This window comes from Aquabacterium sp. (genome assembly GCF_049274795.1).
Lineage (GTDB): Bacteria > Pseudomonadota > Gammaproteobacteria > Burkholderiales > Burkholderiaceae_C > Aquabacterium.
On record NZ_JBASTH010000073.1, the window covers coordinates 162,106 to 181,009 of the forward strand.

The 18,904-nt window shown below is 66.5% G+C and carries 15 protein-coding genes; 10 read left to right on the top strand and 5 right to left on the bottom strand.

Going from position 1 to position 18,904, the window contains the following annotated elements:
• The first annotated feature begins 2 nt into the window (after positions 1–2).
• The gene (locus WAQ08_RS11760) at positions 3–1,832 is read left to right on the top strand and encodes an ABC transporter ATP-binding protein (protein ID WP_422191762.1); all 1,830 of its coding nucleotides are present in this window, start codon (positions 3–5) and stop codon (positions 1,830–1,832) included.
• Positions 1,833–2,109: 277 nt separating this feature from the next.
• Here WAQ08_RS11760 and WAQ08_RS11765 read toward each other — a convergent pair whose 3' ends face one another.
• Positions 2,110–3,072, bottom strand: a complete 963-nt coding sequence (locus WAQ08_RS11765) for a Tim44 domain-containing protein (RefSeq protein WP_422191763.1) — start codon at positions 3,070–3,072, stop codon at positions 2,110–2,112.
• A gap of 112 nt (positions 3,073–3,184) precedes the next feature.
• Between WAQ08_RS11765 and dbpA the strand changes: the two genes are divergently transcribed.
• The 3 genes from dbpA (at position 3,185) to WAQ08_RS11780 (ending at position 6,652) form a co-directional block, all read left to right on the top strand.
• Positions 3,185–4,690 (top strand): ATP-dependent RNA helicase DbpA, encoded by a 1,506-nt coding sequence (gene dbpA / locus WAQ08_RS11770; RefSeq protein ID WP_422191764.1) that lies wholly within the window; start codon positions 3,185–3,187, stop codon positions 4,688–4,690.
• A 102-nt stretch (positions 4,691–4,792) separates the two neighbouring features.
• Entirely contained in the window at positions 4,793–5,788 is a 996-nt protein-coding gene (locus WAQ08_RS11775; RefSeq protein WP_422191765.1) for a diacylglycerol/lipid kinase family protein, read from the top strand.
• A 12-nt stretch (positions 5,789–5,800) separates the two neighbouring features.
• Positions 5,801–6,652 carry a metallophosphoesterase family protein gene (locus WAQ08_RS11780; protein ID WP_422191766.1) on the top strand — a complete coding sequence of 284 codons (852 nt, stop codon included), beginning with the start codon at positions 5,801–5,803 and terminating at the stop codon, positions 6,650–6,652.
• A gap of 17 nt (positions 6,653–6,669) precedes the next feature.
• Here WAQ08_RS11780 and WAQ08_RS11785 read toward each other — a convergent pair whose 3' ends face one another.
• Together WAQ08_RS11785 and WAQ08_RS11790 are read right to left on the bottom strand one after the other, a co-directional pair.
• A complete protein-coding gene (locus tag WAQ08_RS11785; RefSeq protein WP_422191767.1) occupies positions 6,670–7,335 on the bottom strand; it encodes a hypothetical protein in 666 nt (221 codons plus the stop codon).
• The gene (locus WAQ08_RS11790; RefSeq protein ID WP_422191768.1) at positions 7,332–8,609 is read right to left on the bottom strand and encodes a hypothetical protein; all 1,278 of its coding nucleotides are present in this window, start codon (positions 8,607–8,609) and stop codon (positions 7,332–7,334) included. The genes WAQ08_RS11785 and WAQ08_RS11790 overlap by 4 nt, the downstream gene beginning before the upstream one ends.
• 350 nt (positions 8,610–8,959) lie before the next feature.
• On the opposite strand from WAQ08_RS11790, the gene WAQ08_RS11795 reads away from it, so the two are divergent.
• Positions 8,960–11,428 (top strand): YgiQ family radical SAM protein, encoded by a 2,469-nt coding sequence (locus WAQ08_RS11795; protein WP_422191779.1) that lies wholly within the window; start codon positions 8,960–8,962, stop codon positions 11,426–11,428.
• Positions 11,429–11,451: 23 nt separating this feature from the next.
• Here WAQ08_RS11795 and WAQ08_RS11800 read toward each other — a convergent pair whose 3' ends face one another.
• Both WAQ08_RS11800 and WAQ08_RS11805 read right to left on the bottom strand, forming a co-directional pair.
• A complete protein-coding gene (locus WAQ08_RS11800) occupies positions 11,452–13,344 on the bottom strand; it encodes an ATP-binding protein (RefSeq protein ID WP_422191769.1) in 1,893 nt (630 codons plus the stop codon).
• Between the two features lie 159 nt (positions 13,345–13,503).
• Entirely contained in the window at positions 13,504–14,745 is a 1,242-nt protein-coding gene (locus WAQ08_RS11805; protein WP_133606845.1) for an MgtC/SapB family protein, read from the bottom strand.
• 167 nt (positions 14,746–14,912) lie between these two features.
• Between WAQ08_RS11805 and minC the strand changes: the two genes are divergently transcribed.
• The 5 genes from minC to WAQ08_RS11830 all read left to right on the top strand — a co-directional run bounded on the left by minC (position 14,913) and on the right by WAQ08_RS11830 (position 18,626).
• Positions 14,913–15,668: a septum site-determining protein MinC gene (gene minC, locus WAQ08_RS11810; protein WP_133606847.1), complete on the top strand. Its 756-nt coding sequence runs from the start codon at positions 14,913–14,915 to the stop codon at positions 15,666–15,668.
• Positions 15,669–15,710: 42 nt separating this feature from the next.
• Positions 15,711–16,526, top strand: a complete 816-nt coding sequence (gene minD / locus WAQ08_RS11815) for a septum site-determining protein MinD (RefSeq protein WP_133606848.1) — start codon at positions 15,711–15,713, stop codon at positions 16,524–16,526.
• Positions 16,527–16,531: 5 nt separating this feature from the next.
• Positions 16,532–16,801, top strand: a complete 270-nt coding sequence (gene minE / locus WAQ08_RS11820; RefSeq protein ID WP_133606850.1) for a cell division topological specificity factor MinE — start codon at positions 16,532–16,534, stop codon at positions 16,799–16,801.
• A gap of 70 nt (positions 16,802–16,871) precedes the next feature.
• A complete protein-coding gene (locus tag WAQ08_RS11825) occupies positions 16,872–17,636 on the top strand; it encodes a ParA family protein (RefSeq protein WP_422191770.1) in 765 nt (254 codons plus the stop codon).
• A gap of 177 nt (positions 17,637–17,813) precedes the next feature.
• Entirely contained in the window at positions 17,814–18,626 is an 813-nt protein-coding gene (locus WAQ08_RS11830) for an N-acyl amino acid synthase FeeM domain-containing protein (RefSeq protein WP_422191771.1), read from the top strand.
• Positions 18,627–18,904 lie beyond the last annotated feature (278 nt).

Sequence of the window (18,904 nt, forward strand, 5' to 3'; positions counted from 1 at the left end):
GCGTGCTGCGCTTTTTCGAACAACTGGTTGATCCCTACCCCGCTGAGGATCCCGCCCCGCCCCCCAAGGGCTTCATGGCCTTCCTGTGGGCCTGCACCCAGGGCACCCGCCCCTACATCCTGGGCATGACCCTGCTGACGGCGCTGATCGGCGCCTTCGAGGCGCTGCTCTTCAGCATGCTGGGCTCCATCGTGGACTGGCTGGGCAGCGTGCCCCCCGCCCAGCTGTGGGCGCGCGAAGGCGGGCACCTGTGGCTGCTGGTCGCCATCCTGTTGATCAGCCCGCTGGCCGTGCTGCTGCAGACCCTGTTCAAGCACCAGACCCTGGCTGGCAACTTCCCGATGCGCCTGCGCTGGAACTTCCACCGGCTGATGCTGGGCCAGAGCATGGGCTTTTACCAGGACGAGTTCGCCGGCCGCGTGGCCACCAAGGTGATGCAGTCGGCGCTGGCGGTGCGCGACACGGTGATGATCGTGATGGACATCCTGGTGTTCGTCGTCATCTACTTCGTGACGATGACGGCCGTGGTGGGCAGCTTCGATGCCTGGCTGCTGCTGCCCTTCATCGGCTGGCTGGTGCTGTACGCGCTGGCCGTGTGGTACTTCGTGCCGCGCCTGGCCACGCGCGCCCGCGCGCAGGCCGATGCGCGCTCGCTGATGACGGGCCGCATCACCGATGCGTACACCAACATCGCCACCGTCAAGCTGTTCTCGCACGGGCGGCGCGAGGCGGACTATGCCCGCTCGGCCATGCGCGAGTTCATGCTGACCGTGCACGGCCAGATGCGCTTGGTCAGCGGCTTCGAGGTGGTCAACCACAGCTTGAGCATGCTGCTGATCCTGTCCACGGCCGGCGCCACCTTGTGGCTGTGGACGCAGGGCCAGGTGGGCGTGGGCGCGGTGGCGGCCGCCACCGCCATGGCGCTGCGCCTGAACGGCATCTCGCACTGGATGATGTGGGAGGTGGCCTCGCTGTTCGAGCACGTGGGCACGGTGCAGGACGGCATCAACACGCTGTCACGCCCGCACACGGTGGTGGACAAGCCCGGCGCCCAGCCGCTGGCGGTGACACAGGGCGAGGTGGTGTTCGACAAGGTGAGCTTTGCCTACGGCGGCACGCGCACGGTGGTGGACGAGCTCTCGCTGCGCATCCGGCCGGGAGAGAAGATCGGGCTGGTGGGGCGCTCGGGCGCGGGCAAATCCACCATCGTGAACCTGCTGCTGCGCTTCTACGACGTCGAGAAGGGGCGGATCCTGATCGATGGGCAGGACATCAGCCAGGCCACGCAGGACAGCCTGCGCGCACAGATCGGCATGGTCACGCAGGACACGTCGCTGCTGCACCGTTCGGTGCGCGACAACATCTTGTACGGGCGCCCCAATGCGAGCGATGAACACATGGAGGCGGCGGCGCGGCGTGCGGAGGCGCATGACTTCATCCAGACGTTGAGCGATCCGAAGGGGCGCGTGGCGTATGACGCGCATGTGGGTGAGCGCGGGGTGAAGCTGTCGGGCGGGCAGCGGCAGCGGATCGCGATCGCGCGGGTGATGCTCAAGGATGCGCCGATCCTGTTGTTGGACGAGGCGACGAGTGCGCTGGATTCTGAAGTTGAAGCGGCGATCCAGGCGAGTCTGTACCGGCTGATGGAGGGCAAGACGGTGGTGGCGATTGCGCACCGGCTGTCGACGATCGCGGCGATGGACCGCTTGATCGTGCTGGATCAGGGGCGGATCGTGGAAGAAGGAGATCATGCTGCGCTGTTGGCCCGAGGCGGGCTGTATGCGCGGCTGTGGGCGCATCAGAGTGGGGGGTTCCTGGGCGAAGAGGCTTGAGGGACCGGGCGCCTTCTGAAGGCGTCTCTGCTGGTCCTGCGTCGTCCACCTCCTGTTTTCCGCCTTCTTGCTTGACAGTCCTGCGGTCGGTGGGGCGCTTTGTCGGGGCAACGCGGGGCGCGGGATGTGGGGGTGGCTGGCCCCCGCCCCGCGCTCCCCGCCAAAGCACCCACCTGCAAAAGGCAAAGAACCAAACCAACGCCCCAAAAACAAGAAAGGGCGGGGAGATCCACGAAGGATCCCCCGCCCCATTCAGGCGCCAATCAACCGGGAAAGATCAACCTTCCAGCGGCGTGATCCCGGCAATCGCCCACTCGCGGTCACCCTCGACCGGCTTGACCAGATGCCACAGCTCGGTGAACGGCTCGGCATTCTGATCCGCCGCCTCGCGGATCAACCCGCTGAAACGCACCGAAGCGATCCACTGCCCGTTCTCCTGGGCCGTGTCCACCAGCTGCGCATCCAGCTGCATCACATCGGTCTGCTGAGCCGACTGACCACGCTCCTGCAGATCCAGACGCAGCGACGCGAACAGCTCCGGCGTCGTGAACTTGCGCAGATCCTCGACATTGGCCTCGTCGTTGGCGGCCTGCAGGCGGATGAAGATCATCTTGGCGATGCGCTCGAAACCAGCCGCGTCGAACCCTGCGGGCACAGCCGACACCGCCGGGCCTGCCGAAGCAGCCACGGGAGCCGCCGGCGAGAACGCCTGCTGGGCCTCACGCTGCATCGGGCTCAGGTTGTCAGCCGAACGGGCCTGGTTGCCCTGCTGGGGCCAGGGCGCACCGGCACCCGCCAGCTGCGGGCCGGCGCCACGGGCGGCACCACCGTTGTTGTTCTGGCGGAAGCGGTTCATCAGGAAGCGGATGGCGATCACCGCGACCAGCGCCAGCAGCGCCATCATCAGGAAGTTGCCGAAGGCTTCACCCATGCCCAGGTGGCTCATCAGCGCGGCAATGCCCAAGCCGGCGGCGAGGCCGGCGATCGGGCCCATCCAGGAGCGCTTGCCCGCGTTGGCAGCCGCGCCGGCCGCTGCCGGAGCCGCGTTCTGCGCAGGGGCATTCGCGTTGGTGGGCTGGCCGGGCTTGGCCGGCGGGGCATCAGGGGCGCGATCAGGCGCCTGACGCTGCATGCCGGCAGGGCGGCCACTGCCAAGGCGCTTGGCCTCAACCTCGAAGGACACCACCGTGGTGGACAGTCCGACCAGGGCCAGCGACACCGCAAGAAGAAATTTTTTCAAGAAGAAATCTCCGTCGTAGAAAACCAATCGTGGCTTTGACCGGAAGTGTGATCCGATATCGCCAACGAAGTTCAGTTTACATTCATATTCAAAGTTCAGGCCTAATTCGGTCATGAAATCCGATTCCAACCCGGGCAATTCCCAGGCCGCGGCCCCCGCCCAGCCCCCTGCCAAGGCTGCTGGCGCCCCCTCGCCAGCCTCCCCCGCCACCTCGCAGACGCCCTTCAGCGCCCTGCCCCTGGCCCCCACCCTGCTGGAGAACCTGCAGGCCCTGGGGCTGCACCACATGACGCCCATCCAGGCCGCCGCCCTGCCGCTGGCACTGGCCGGCCACGACCTGATCGCCCAGGCCAAGACCGGCAGCGGCAAGACCGCCGCCTTCGCGCTGTCCCTGCTGTCGCGGCTGAATCCCCGCTGGTTCGCGGTACAGGCCCTGGTGATGTGCCCCACCCGCGAGCTGGCCGATCAGGTCGCGCAGGAGATCCGCCGCCTGGCCCGCGCCGAGAACAACATTAAGATCCTGACCCTGTGCGGCGGCGCCACCATGCGTCCGCAGATCGCCAGCCTGGCGCACGGCGCGCACATCGTCGTCGGCACGCCCGGCCGCCTGATGGACCACCTCGAGCGCGGCACGCTCGACCTGTCGAACCTGAACACCCTGGTGCTGGACGAAGCCGACCGCATGCTGGACATGGGCTTCTTCGACGACATCGTCGCCGTGGCCCGCCAGTGCCCCAAGGAGCGCCAGACGCTGCTGTTCTCGGCCACCTACCCGGAAGGCATCGGCAAGCTCAGCCAGCAGTTCCTCAAGAACCCGAAAGAGGTCAAGGTGCAGACCGTGCACGAGGCCAGCACCATCCGCGAGCTCTGGTACGAGGTGGCCGACACCGAGCGCCTGCACACCGTCTCGCGCCTGCTGGCCCATCACCGCCCGGCCAATACCATCGCTTTCTGCAACACCCGCCAGCAGTGCCGTGATCTGGTCGACGTGCTCAGTGCGGAGGGCATCGAGGCCCAGGCCCTGCACGGCGAGCTGGAACAGCGCGAGCGCGATCAGGTGCTGCTGCAGTTCGCCAACAAGAGCCTGTCCGTGCTGGTGGCCACCGACGTGGCTGCGCGCGGCCTGGACATCGCCCAGCTCGAAGCCGTGATCAACGTGGACGTGACCCCTGATGCCGAGGTGCACATCCACCGCATCGGCCGCACGGGCCGCGCTGGCCAGGACGGCCTGGCCCTGAACCTGGCCAGCATGGACGAGATGGGCCGCGTGGGCCGCATCGAGGTGCTGCAGGGCCGCGAGGTGAGTTGGCAGCCGCTGGACAGCCTGACACCTGCCAGCCGCGAGCCCCTGAGCCCGCCCATGGTCACCATCCAGATCCTGGGTGGCCGCAAGGAAAAGATCCGCCCGGGTGACGTGCTGGGCGCGCTCACCGGCAAGGCCGGGCTGGAAGGCTCGCGCATCGGCAAGATCAACGTGACCGACTTCCACACCTATGTGGCGGTGGAGCGCGGCATCGCGCAAGAGGCGCTGCGCCAGCTGGCTTCGGTGAAGGTCAAGGGCAAGAAGGTCAAGGCCCGCATGCTGGCAGACGTGATCCGCGACGGCAAGGACGCCTGAGGCAGCCCACGCCCCGCTGCCCCTGTCAGCCTCGTCCTACAGCAGGATGCGGCATTGCCGGCTGGCCCGGAGCGGCCCCTGCATGGTGAGATCAGCATCACCATGCAACCGTTCGAAATCCACCGTTACGCCCCGCTGTTCGTCGTGATGAACGCGGCCTCCGGCAGCCAGGACACGCAGACCGTGAAGGGCGTGATCGAGCACGAGGTGCACCGTGCCGGGCGCAGCGTGTTCTTCCGGATGATTGAGCCCGGCCAAAACCTGACACAAGTGGCCGAACGCGCCGTGAAGCAGGCCGTGGAGCACCACGGCGTGATCGTCGCCGCCGGCGGCGACGGCACCATCAACGCCGTGGCGCAGGCCGCACTGGGCCATGGCTGCGCCTTTGCGGTGCTGCCGCAAGGCACCTTCAACTACTTCGGGCGCACCCACCACATCCCCACCGACGCCACCGAGGCCATCCGCCTGCTGCTCAACGCACGCGAGGCCTACCCGGTGCAGGTGGGGCTGGTCAACGACAAGGTCTTCCTGGTCAACGCCAGCCTGGGCCTGTACCCCGAACTGCTCGAAGAACGCGAAGCCGCCAAGCAGGCCCATGGGCGCAGCCGGCTAGTGGCCATGTGGGCCGGCCTGCGTACCCTGCTGCACCGCCATCGGCACCTGCGCCTCAAGCTCCAGCTCGGCAATGGCATGGGCGCCAGCCAGCAGACCATCAAGACGCCCACGCTCTTCGTGGGTAACAACCAGTTGCAGTTGGAACAGCTGGGCATGCCCGAGGCGCCCCGCGTGACGCAGGGCCAACTCGCCGCCATCGCCGTAAAGCCTCAACCCACCTGGCGCATGCTGTGGCTGGCCTTGCGTGGCGCCATGGGCCGCCTGGGCGAGGCCGACGAGGTGATCAACTTCCCGCTCAAGGAAATGGTGGTCACGCCCCTGGTGCCCATGGGCCGACGCCGCGTGAAGGTGGCCACGGATGGCGAGATCAACTGGCTCACGCCGCCGCTGCGCTTCACCGTGGCCAGCACCCCGCTGAACCTGGTGTGCCCCACCCCGGAAGCCTTCGAGCAGCCCCACATGCAGCAATCCACCGGCACCTGACCCCGGCAGACGATGCCCCTCGTGGCCCACCTTTCAGACCCGCACTTCGGCGCAGAACGGCCGGAGGTGGTCGACGATATCCTGCGCTGCCTGCACCTGCTGCGCCCGGACGTGGTCGTGCTCTCGGGCGACATCACCCAGCGCGCCCGCGCCGGCGAGTTCCGACGTGCCCGCGAGTTCGTGGACCGCCTGCCACCCTGCAAGCGGCTGATCCTGCCCGGCAACCATGACCTGCCGCTGAACCTGCTGTCGCGCCTGCTGTGGCCGCTGGGCCGCTTCCGCAACACCTTCGGCTCTCAGTTGGAGCCCAGCCTGGACACGCCCGAGCTGCTGGTGATCTGCGTGAACACCACGCGGGCCTGGCGGCACAAGCATGGCGTGGTCTCACCCGCGCAGATCGCCCACGTGGCCGACCGCCTGCGCCAGGGCCCGCCCGAGCAACTCAAGGTGGTGGTGACGCACCAGCCTGCGGCCGTCTCGCGCGAACTGGACGAGCCCGACCGCCTGCGTGGCGGCCCCCGCGCCGTGCAGGCCTGGCGTGAGGCCGGTGCCGACCTCATCCTGGGCGGCCACATCCACCTGCCCTACATGCTGCCGGTGCTGGCCGAGCCGCCCGAGAGCGGGCGCGGGCCGGTGTGGGTCGTCAATGCAGGCACGGCGGTGTCACGCCGTGTGCGCTACGAGGCAGGCAACTCCTTCAACCTGATCCGCTCGCTGCACACCAATGACCTGGGTGAGCGCCTGTGCACGGTCGAACGCTGGGACCACCAGCCCGGCCAGGGCTTCACGCCCACGCGGGTGCATGAGCTGGATCTGCCTGGTGCGCCGCACATGGCTCGTGAACCGGCACGGGCAACCGGTTGATCAAAGCCTGAGGGTGTTCAAACCCAGGGCCACGGACGCACCGGCGTCTTCAGCACCTTCAGCAGGGCTGCATCACGCGCGGCAGCATCGCCAGACATCATGTCATCGAGCAGTGCCAGCGCCTCGTCCTGCGTCTCCTCGTCGTCAACGTTCCAGCCATGGCGTTGAAGCAAACCATCCGCGCACAACTGAAGGGCGTCCTCGTCCGTCTGTGTGCGCACCAGGTGAGCCAGCCGCGCACTGGCATTGCTGTGCTCATCGGCAATGATCAAGCCTTCCATGGCAGCACCGGTGATCCACATCCCGCCATCACCCACGGCTGTGCGCTCCAACAGGTCCAGCGCTGCAGGCGCATCTGCCAAGTAAGCCAGGGCTCCGGCAACGGCAATGTCGAACGCGCTCGGCGATGGCGCACGCGAGGCCGACTGGAACAAGGTTGTCAGCAAAGTCACCGTCTCTTCGCCCGGGTCGATCAAGGCCAGCGCCTTGGGCGCCCGCTCCTCTTGACGGTCGATGCAGGCGCGCAGCGCGTCGCGGGTCTTCACCCGCTCTTGCGGCGTCAGCTCAAACGGGTCGATGAAGGAAAAACCATCACCGTATTCACGCCCCCTGGAGTTCAGTTCGCGGACAAAAAGATCGTAAGCAGCAGTCATGTTCTTGGACTCCCGGGCAAGCCCGTTCATTGATCGCCAGCGGCTTTTTCCTTCACCACCTTGGCACCGAAGCGCACCATCTTCTGGCGCTTCATTTTGAGGAGGATTTGCCGCTCCACGCGCTTCCACATGTCACCGCCACCAAGGGCTTTTTTCTCTGGCGTCTGGATCACGGTGATTTCACCGCGCGCCTGCAAGGCATAAGTGGCAGAGGCCAGCGCCCACAGGTCCTTGCGAAAAGGCGGGCCTTCACCTTCCTTCTCACTCCAGGGTATTTCACCAAGCCAATCGTCGATCAGCGAGTCGCCGGCGGTGGATTCGAGCGACACCCCGCCGCGGCCGGTGGCGAGGTCCACCGCATTGCCCTTGCCGCCAGACCAGAACACCGCCCCGTTCTCGGGTGATTCCAAGTCCAGCAAGGCCACCATGCCCACCCAGGCCTCCTCGGCGGGCAACTCGCCGAACTTGATCTTCGCGATCATGGGCAGGCAGGTCTTCAGATCCTCGCGGGCCTTTTGGCGTGTGGTTTCCAGTTGAGCCTGCAGTGCCGCGATCCCGGCCTTGTCGTTCTTGCGCTTGGCCACGCGCAGTTGTCGCACGGTGTTGACGGCGGCCGCGCCCTGGTCCGCCAGCCTCTTGCATTGGGGGGTGCGCTTGAGCTCGGCGGCCAGTTGCTGCAGCGCCAGACGCGCCAGGGCCAGGTCGCGTTCGTCCAGTGTCTGCTGGCAGGCTTTCACCAACTGGGCCAGGCCCTTGGCCGTGCCCTTCTGGGCCAGCAAGGCGGCCTTGATGTCCGGCGCCAGTTGCTCGAAGGCCTGCGCCAGCTTGGCCAGTTCAGCGCCTGTGTCGGCGGCGGGTGCAGCGGACTTGGTGGCTGGTGGCGTGGCGGTGGACGTGCGTGGCGACGCGCTGGCGGGATCCGTATCACCCTCACCCTCATCCACATCCTGCCCATCGACCTTGAGCGCCACCTTGCGGATCGGCGCGCCGTTCAGCTTGAGCCAGTTCTGCAGCTTCTTGCCCAAGCCTGCCAGCGCGCGCTCTTCCAGCGCCAGCACCAGGGTGTCGCGGCGGGTGGCGTCCACCTCCGTCACGCCCCAGGTGGCGAGCTTGATGCCGGTTTCCTCGCGCAGGGCCTTGGCCAGCGCCCGGCCTGCGCGGGTGGGGTGCAGGCTCAGGCGATAGTCCTCGGGCCGCTTGCCCAGCACCACGGCGAATGCATCGGCTGGCGGCGCGACCGCGCCAGCGCGGCCTTGAGGTCGTCGGTGTCCATGGTGGTGCGCAAATCCCTGTTGGCTGCTCAATGAGCATCAGAAGCCCGGGATGCTAGGACAGGACAAGCCCCTTCCCTCCCCTTTAAAAGGGCCCTCGCTCCCACGCCATGCGCCGATCGGCGGAATAATCCCCCGCCACGGCACCAGCCCACGGGTACACAAAAATGGTGCCAACAGGCACAATGTCGGATTGCCCGCCCGCAGGCGATCCCGCCTCCAGTTTGCCCCTGACTGGCTCGACCCGCAGTTTTTCCGCGCCCGCCCCTGTGTCCAACGTCCCCGCCACCGCCCAGAACCTGGCCAACACCGCGGCAGCCCAGGCCGCCATGCCTCTGGTTGTGCCCACCGCCGAGGGCAAGGCAGGCCGGAGCGCGCCCGCCATGCCGGCGGCCAAGCCCCTGAGCGCCTACAAGCCCTTCTGGGCCAAACGCTTCGGCACGGCCAAATTCCTGCCCACCACGCGCGCCGAGATGGACGCCCTGGGTTGGGACAGCTGCGACGTGATCATCGTCACGGGCGATGCCTATGTGGACCACCCCAGCTTCGGCATGGCCGTGATCGGCCGCATGCTGGAGAACCAGGGCTTTCGCGTGGGCATCATCGCCCAACCCGACTGGCAGAGCGCCGAGCCGTTCAAGAAACTCGGCCGCCCCAACCTGTTCTGGGGCGTGACGGCCGGCAACATGGATTCGATGATCAACCGCTACACGGCTGATCGCAAGATCCGCAGCGACGACGTCTACACGCCCGGCGGCCAGGGCGGCTCGCGCCCCGACCGCTGCTCGATGGTGTACGCCCAGCGCTGCCGCGAGGCCTACAGCAACGTGCCCATCGTGATGGGCGGCATTGAGGCCTCGCTGCGCCGCATCGCCCACTACGACTACTGGCAGGACAAGGTGCGCCGCTCCATCCTGCTCGACGCCAAGGCCGACATCCTGCTGTACGGCAACGCCGAGCGCGCCATCGTCGAGATCGCGCACCGTCTGGCCGCGCGCGAGCCCATCGAGGCCATCACTGATGTGCGCGGCACGGCCTTCGTGCGCCGCCGCAACGACAGCACGGCGCAAGGCTGGTTCGAGCTCGATTCCACCGAGGTGGACCAGCCCGGCCGCATCGACCAGCACATCAACCCCTACATGACCACGGGGCAGCAGGCGGCCGAGCAAGGCAGCAGTTGCGCGCTGGAAGAGGCCGGAGAGTTCGATCCGATGAAGGCTGGTACGCCCGTGGCCGTCAATGCCCAGGCCGATCTGGCCGGCGGCGCCAAGCCCATCCAGATCGTGCGCAACGCCGGCACCGCCAGCGTGAGCCAGCCCGGCGCCGACAAGCCCCTGCCCGCACGCACCGGCCGCATCGCCCTGCCCCCGCGTGACCGCACCGTGATCCGCCTGCCCGCCTACGAGCAGGTCAAGGACGACCCGGTGCTCTACGCCCACGCCAACCGCGTGCTGCACCTCGAAACCAACCCGGGCAACGCCCGCGCGCTGGTGCAGCGGCACGGCGAAGGCCCCGGCGCCCGCGACGTCTGGATCAACCCGCCGCCCATCCCGCTGACCACGCCCGAGATGGACCTGGTCTTCGACCTGCCCTACGCCCGCGCGCCGCATCCCAGCTACGGTGACGCCGTCATCCCGGCGTGGGACATGATCCGCTTCAGCATCAACATCATGCGCGGCTGCTTCGGCGGCTGCACCTTCTGCTCCATCACCGAGCACGAGGGCCGCATCATCCAGAGCCGCTCCGAGGCCTCGGTGCTGCGCGAGATCGAGACCATCCGCGACAAGGTCAAGGGCTTCACCGGCGTCATCTCCGACCTGGGCGGCCCCACGGCCAACATGTACCGCATTGGCTGCAAGTCGCCCGTCATCGAGGCCGCCTGCCGCAAGCCCTCGTGCGTGTACCCCGACATCTGCCCCAACCTCAACACCGACCACGCCCCCCTGATCCGCATGTACCGGCGCGCCCGCGCCCTGCCCGGCATCAAGAAGATCCTGATCGGCTCGGGGCTGCGCTACGACCTGGCCGTGCGCTCGCCCGAGTACATCAAGGAGCTGGTGACCCACCACGTCGGCGGCTACCTGAAGATCGCGCCTGAGCACACGGAAACCGGGCCGCTGTCGAAGATGATGAAGCCCGGCATGGGCGCCTACGACCGCTTCAAGGAGCTGTTCGAGAAGTACAGCGCCGAAGCCGGCAAGAAGCAGTACCTCATCCCCTACTTCATCGCGGCCCACCCGGGCACGACCGACGAAGACATGATGAACCTGGCGATCTGGCTCAAACGCAACGGCTTCAAGGCCGACCAGGTGCAAACGTTTTACCCCAGCCCCATGGCCACGGCCACGGCCATGTACCACTCCGGCATGAACACGCTCAAGGGCATCAGCCGCGATGCCCGCAAAGGTGAGCGCGTGGACATCGTCAAGGGCGAGAAGCGCCGTCGCTTGCACAAGGCCTTCCTGCGCTACCACGACCCCAACAACTGGCCGCTGCTGCGCGAAGCGCTCATGGCCATGGGCCGCCGTGACCTGATCGGCAACGGCCCGAACCACCTGATCCCGACCTACCAGCCCGTCACCGACGGCACCTACGAGAGCGCGCGTCGCAAGAATTCGACCCAGGCCGGCACGAAGACGTCGGTGGTGACCGTGGGGCGGGTGCAGCGCAACGAGGGGTCCGAGGCAAGCCCAACGCGCCGTGGCGGCAAAGCCACCGAACACGACCCGCGGGACCTGCCGAAGGTCAGCGCGCGCCGCCCCAAGCCAGGGCAGATGCTGACCCAGCACACGGGGCTGCCACCGCGCGCCGGCGCGGGCTCGAAGCCGCGCAGCGCCAAGAAACCCCGCTGAGTCCCATCAACGAGGCACGCGCATCAGGCCACGGCGGATGCCGGCGTTGGTGACCTCGCCGCGGGATCTCGACGCCCCACCCGCACGCCCAGGTGTCGGCGCAGCACGCGGTTCATGTCGCTCGGCACGAAGGGCTTGCGGATGTGGTCGTTCATGCCCACCTCGAGGCAGTGCCGGTGGTCGTCGATGGGGTCGCCAGCGCTCATGGCCACGATCGGCACGGGTGCCCAGCCCTGCTGCAACTCCAGCTCGCGGATCCGGCGCGTGGCCTCGATGCCGCCCATCAGCGGCATGTGGAAGTCCATCAGCACGAGGTCGGGCTCATGCGCGCGCAGCCACTCCAGCGCACGCCGCCCGTTGTCTGCGACGACGACCTCCAGCCCCAACCGTTCGAGCGTGGCTTGCGCCACCAGCACGTTGACGGGGTTGTCCTCCACGACCAGCACACGCCCGGCGAGGCGCAAGGTGGCGGGCTCGTCACCGAAGGCGTCCTGACGCAACCCCGCCTCGGCGGCATCGGAGGGTGGGCGATTCGTTCGAGGCCAGCTCAAGGTGAACGAGAAGGTCGTGCCGATGCCCACGCGGCTTTCACAGCGCAGCTGACCGCCCATGGCCACGCAAATCTGCTGTGAAATGCTCAGGCCCAGCCCCGTGCCACCGACCAGGTCGCCATCGCGCGCATCGACCTGGTGGAAGGCATCGAAGACCTTGTCGAGGTGCGCCTCGGGGATGCCCCGGCCCGTGTCCTGCACCTCGAAGGTGACGCGGCAATCGCCCTCGGCACCGGCGATGGCCTCGGCGGGCTCCAGCCCCATTCGGACGATGACGTGCCCCTGCGTGGTGAACTTGACGGCGTTGCCCACCAGGTTCGTGAGGACCTGGCGCAAGCGGTCCGGGTCGAGGATGAGCCACAGGTCATCGGGCAGGCTGGAGCGCAACATCACCACCAGCCCCTTGTCCTGCGCCGTGACCTGGGAGAGCTCGCACACGTGGCGCGCCAGCTCGTTGATCAGCACCGGCCTGGGGTTCAGCCGCAAACCATGGTCCTTGAGCCGCGAGAAGTCCAGCACGTCGTTGATGACGCCCAGCAGGTGCTCGCCCGCGTTGTGAAGCAGGCCGATCTGGGACAGATCCTCAGGCCGGTGCATGCGGGACAGCAACATGCGCGACAGCCCGAGGATGCCGTGCAGCGGCGTGCGCATCTCATGGCTCATGGTGGCCAGGAAACGCCCCTTGGCGGCGCTCAGGGACTCGGCCTCGTGCAGGGCCTGGGCACGGGCCTGCGCCAGCGCCTCGCTCTCGAAACGCAGACGCAGCATCTCGCCGATGCGGTGGTGGGCCCGGTCGGCTTCCAGCCAGAGGATCACCAGGAACCCCATGATGCTGATGAAGCCAAACCACCCGAGCGGCCCGCCGGTGTTCGCGCAATACAGGGCGGAAGACACCAGGATGGGCACGGTCCAGGCGCGCACGTTGGCCCGGTCGCTGCTGATCTGCGCGGCGCCCGTGGCCGCCATGCCGATCATCACGCCGATGATCGCGGTCGCCAGTTGCTGGTCGTTGCGCACGGGCAGTGCCCATGGCAGGGCGCTCCAGCACAGGCCGAACACCAGGGTCAGCCAGTAATAGCTGTGCTGCCAGAACGGCGCGAGGCGATCGGCCGCGCGGAAATATGACTGGGCATGCAAGGCACGCGTGACGGCCAGCACCAGCGCGACCAGCAGCCAGGCCTGCGTGGGCCAGGTGGATGGTGTGGGCAGCGTGAAGTGGATCAGGCCACCGATCACGATGGTGAAGCCGCACAGCGTCCATGCGGTGACCGGCATGTGGCCGTACAGCATCCTTGTACGCGCATGGCTGACGCGTGCCGCCAGGACGTCGGCCAGCACACCATCGGCCTGGGCCATTCGTGCCATTCGTGCCGCTGGGGCGCTGAGGTGAAGGTCGTCCATTGGGTGGCGAAAAACTGTGGGGTGACGCGAACTGGCCATCCTTTATCGGACGCCGTTCAGCAGGACTTGAATGCGAGCGCGCCTCCAAGCCCTCCCGCCACACCCTGACATCACGCTGTCCAGTCACCCCCAATGCCACGCCCAGACCAGGGCCACGTTCACCCCCAAGGCGGCGGCCACCACCAGGCCATAGACGCGACCGCCCGAGACCCAGGCGGCCACGCTGCGGGTCGCGCTGTTGACGGTGATGGCCAGCAAAACACCGGACATCGCCGCGTCGTGCCCGATCAGCCCCGTGCCGCTCATCGACATCAAGGCCACCATCGGGGCATGGGCGTCGGCCAGGGCCGCGATGCCAGTGCCCAGCATCAAGCCGAGGTCACCGCGCTGGTGGGCCAGGTTGACCACCACCGCACCAGCGATCAGCAAGGCCCCCACGGTCGCGGCCTCCCGCAGGCGCAAGACCCGTCGCCCCGGCGGCAGCCCCCCAGGGGCGGTGGCTGACGCCCTGCGCCACAGGAGCACACCGATCACCAAAGGCGCAGCCACACCCACCAGCACCATCGGCAGCCACTCCAGCAAGCCCCCGGGCACCACCACCGAGGCCATCAGCGCCACCTGCATCCAGGTGGCAGCAGAAGACAGCACTGCCGCGCTGCAGGCCAGCTGAAGAGGTGTCTGGCCGCTGCGCACACGCCCGCCCATCGCCGTGATGGTGGCGGTGCTGGAGACGAAACCACCGAGCAGGCCCGACACCGGCAAACCGAGTCGGCTGCCCAGCAAGCGCTGCGCGACATGGCTGAGCGCCTGCATGGCCAGGATGACCACCAGCAGGGTCAGCATCCGGCGGGGCGACAGACCACCCAGCCACGTCAGCGACTGCGCGGGCAGGAGCGGCAACAAGATCAGCAAGAGCGCCGCCAGCAGCAGGCCGTCGTGCAACTCGTCTTCGCTCAACCAGTGCGTGGCGAAGTGGTGCAAGCGCTCGCGGGCGGCCAGCAAGCTGGCCAGCAGCACCGCCGCAGCCGCGGCCAGTTCGGGTTGCGGCACAGCCAACATGCCGATGAGGGCGGTGGTGACCAAGGCCAGTTCGGTGGTCAGGCCGGGGTCGTCGGAGCGGGAGCGCAGGTAGGACAGCGCCGCCAGGACGGTCACGCCCAACAGCGCCACCGCGGCCAGCGCGACCGACACGATCTGCGCACACACGCCCAGCAGCGCCGCCACCATGAAGGTGCGCAGGCCCGCCGATTGGCGCTGCGGCCCTTCGCCCTTGCGGCGCTCGCGCTCCAGGCCGATCAGCATGCCCGCGCCCAAGGCCACCACCACGCCCACCTGCTCGGCCGACAAGGCCCCGATCTGCAACATCTCGACTCTGCCCCTTCTTGCCTGCACAACTCGCCGTGCGAGCCAGTATCGCGCCGATCAGGCACAGGCCCGCACGCGCCCGAGCACCAGCGAAACGAAACTCCCCGCGTGGCCTGCATGCCCCTTGCGCTGCCTTAAACTTCACGCTTTACCAGCACCGCATCTCCATGCCTGCACCCACCGCCGCACCGGCCTTGTTCGATGTCAAAAGCGCCTCACTGACGCTGGAAGCCTTCGTGCTCAAGACAGGCAACCTGACGGCCCTGGCCCAGGCGCTGGACGAGCGCTTCGGCGCCACGCCCGACCTCTTCAACGGCGAGCCCGTCGTCATCGACCTGACCCACCTGGCCAGCCTGGACGTCGCCGTCGATTTCCCTGCACTCATCGGCCTGCTGCAGAAATACAAGCTCAAGCCCGTGGCCGTGCGCGGCACGACGCGCAAACAAAGCGATGCCGCACAGGCGGCGGGCCTGGTCGAAGCGCCTGACAGCCACGCGGCACCGGCCCGCGTCGAAACCGTCGAGGTCGTGCGCGAGGTGGTGCGTGAAGTCGTCCGCGAAGTGCCGGTCGAGGTGGAAGTGCCCGTGGCCGCCACCACCCTGATCATCGACAAGCCCTTGCGCTCTGGTCAGCAGGTCTATGCCAAGGGCGGCGACCTCATCGTCACGGCGGTGGTCAACCACGGCGCCGAAGTCATCGCCGACGGCAGCATCCACGTCTATGCACCGCTGCGCGGCAAGGCGATTGCCGGCGCCAAGGGCAACACCCAGGCGCGCATCTTTGCCACCGTCATGGAGCCCGAGTTGCTGTCGATCGCCGGCACCTACCGCACCACCGACAACCCGCTGCCCGACAGCGTGCGCGGCAAGCCAGCGCAGATCCGCCTCGACGGCGAGCGCCTGGTGTTCGAACCGATTTCCTGAACCTCTCTCTTTGCACAGATCCACTGAAAGGACCGCCCTCCCATGGCCAAGATCATCGTCGTGACTTCCGGCAAAGGCGGCGTCGGCAAGACGACCACCAGCGCCTCCTTCGCATCGGGCCTGGCCCTGCGCGGCCACAAGACGGCCGTCATCGACTTCGACGTCGGCCTGCGCAACCTCGACCTGATCATGGGTTGCGAGCGCCGCGTGGTCTATGACCTCATCAACGTGATCCACGGCGAGGCCAACCTCAACCAGGCCCTCATCAAGGACAAGCAGTGCGACAACCTCTACGTGCTGGCCGCCTCGCAAACGCGTGACAAGGATGCGCTGACGCAAGACGGTGTCGAGAAGGTGCTCAAGGACCTCGGCGAGATGGGCTTCGAGTACGTCGTGTGCGACTCGCCCGCCGGCATCGAGACCGGTGCGCTCATGGCCATGCACTTTGCCGACGAAGCCATCGTGGTGACCAACCCCGAAGTCTCGTCCGTGCGCGACTCCGACCGCATCCTGGGCATGCTGCAGAGCAAGACCCAACGCGCCCAGAACGGCGGCGAGCCCATCAAAGAGCACCTGCTGATCACGCGCTACAACCCCAACCGCGTTGAAGGCGGCCAGATGCTCTCGCTGGAAGACATCCACGAGATCCTGCGCGTCAAGCTGATCGGCGTCATCCCCGAATCGGAGACGGTGCTGAACGCCTCCAACCAGGGCATCCCGGCCATCCACATGACCGGCACCGACGTCTCCGAGGCCTACAAGGACGTCATCGCGCGTTTCCTGGGCGAAGACAAACCCATGCGCTTCATCGACGCCGAAAAGCCCGGCTTCTTCAAGCGCCTGTTCGGAGGCAAGTGAACGCCATGGGATTCCTCTCCTTCTTCCTCGGTGAAAAGAAGCAGACCGCCACGGTCGCCAAGGAGCGCCTGCAGCTCATCCTGGCGCACGAGCGCAATGGCCGCAGCCACAGCCCCAACTACCTGCCCGACCTGCAGCGCGAGCTGGTGGCGGTGATTTCGAAGTACGTCTCCATCAACCCGGACGACATCAAGGTGTCCATGGAGCGCCAAGGCGATCTGGAAGTGCTGGAAGTCAAGATCGAGCTGCCAGAGACGGGCGCCGGCGCGCGCTGAGCCGTCATCAGCGGCTCCCGTGTTGCGGTGCACAATGCGTGCATTCAGCCTCACGGAAGCCCGCTGCACCATGCGATACGTCGTCTTCAATCAAAAAGGTGGGGTCGGCAAATCCACCATCACCTGCAACCTCGCCGCCATCAGCGCTGCGCAAGGTCTCAACACCCTCGTGGTCGATCTGGACCCGCAGGGCAACTCCACGCAATACCTGCTCGGCGAGCCCCCGGAAGACGCCAAACAGCACGCCGCGGCATTCTTCGAGCAAACCCTGAGGTTCAACGCCCGTCCACAGGACATCGTCGATCACATCGTCGAAACCCCCTGGGAAAACCTGCACCTCATGCCTTCCCACCCCAGCCTGGACGAATTGCACGCCAAGCTGGAGTCACGCTACAAAATCTACAAGCTCAGAGACGCCTTGCTGGAAATCGGCCAAACGTACGACCGAATTTACGTCGATACGCCACCGGCCTTGAATTTCTACACGCGCTCGGCCCTGATCGCTGCCGAAGGCTGCCTGATTCCCTTCGACTGCGACGATTTCTCGCGCCGTGCGCTCTATACCCTGCTGGACAACGTGCAGGAAATTCGCGCGGACCACAACGAGGCCTTGGCCGTGAGCGGCATCATCGTCAACCAGTTCCAACCCCGAGCCACCCTGCCGCAAAAGCTGGTGCAGGAACTGATTGACGAGGGCCTGCCCGTGTTGCAGCCCTACCTGAGCAGTTCGGTGAAGATCAAGGAGTCGCACCAATTGGCGCGTCCGATGGTGCACCTGGACCCGCGCCACAAACTCACCCAGGAGTTCGTGGCACTGCATGACATCCTGCGTTGAATGCCCACGGGGGGCATGCGCAGCCCTTTCACGTCTTTACAACAAGCCAATTCGGGATAACCGCACACTTTGCAGATATTTGTCATGAACGGTCGGCATGCTGTAAGAATGTGTCAAGCAAGTAAGCACCTTCATCGGTGACGGCGGCCCGCGGTCGGCCACCCACTTGCTTTTTCCGTGCGGTCGCCGGCCCTCCCGCTGGTGACCGATCGTTTTTCAACACGGATCACCAAAGGTGTGTTCATGTCCAGACCGACTGTGAGACTTGGCCGTCCTTACACGCGGCCCGCCCTGGAAACTCAGCCCTTGCCGTTCCGCATGCGGATCGCCAAAAGCCCCGAGGACATCCAGCGGGTTTGCCGGCACCGGGGCGAGGCTTATGCCCGCCACCAACCCGACCTGGTCCAACGCCTGTCCCTGTACGAGCCCGAAGCCGACGACCTGCGCGACGATGTGGTGCTGGTGATGGCCGAATCGCACGAAGATGGCAGCATCCTGGGTTCGCTGCGCCTGAGCACCAACATCAACACGCCGCTGCGTTTCGAGAAGGAATTCGAACTGCCGCAGCGGTTCCACCAACGGGCGCTCGCAGAAGCTGGCCGCATGGTGACCCAAAATGGTCCTGGGGGACGCATGGTGGTGCCTGCGCTGGTCAAGGTGGCCTACGAGGCTTGCTTTCGCTCCGGCATCGATGCCCTGCTGCTCATCGCCCGACAGCCCATCGACCGCATGTACAAGGCCATGCAATTTGAAGACATTTTTGGCGAGAGGGTCATCACCTCAGCGCAACCTGGCGTGCCCGTCACGTTGTTCTTCATGGACACCCTGAGATTCGAGCACCGCCTGCGTGACGCCAACTGCCAGATATACCCTTTCCTGGTGGAAACCGATCACCCCGATATCGACATCGATCCCGATTTTGTGCGCGAGCGATTCAACGTTCCGCAAACGCTGCGCCGGGAGCGCTGCTCCGACATGCACCCTGCCTGAGGCGGGCTTCGCCTTCTCGCTGCGTCAAGGGGAGATGCGCCGACAGCATGCTTCGATAAGCGACCCAGCTCGGTATCAGTCAGGAAATTCAAGGGCTTCGTGCTGATGAATAATCCGTGAACAGATCATCTTCCTTTCACCCGTTGAAAAAAGGGGTATCCGGATTTTGGTGTTGAGGCTGGGTCAGAGTTTGCCTGACTCGATCAGCTTGACCAGTGTGGATATGTCCGCTCCAAAGTTCTTGGCTGAGACCTTGGGATATTGTGGATCGGGTGATC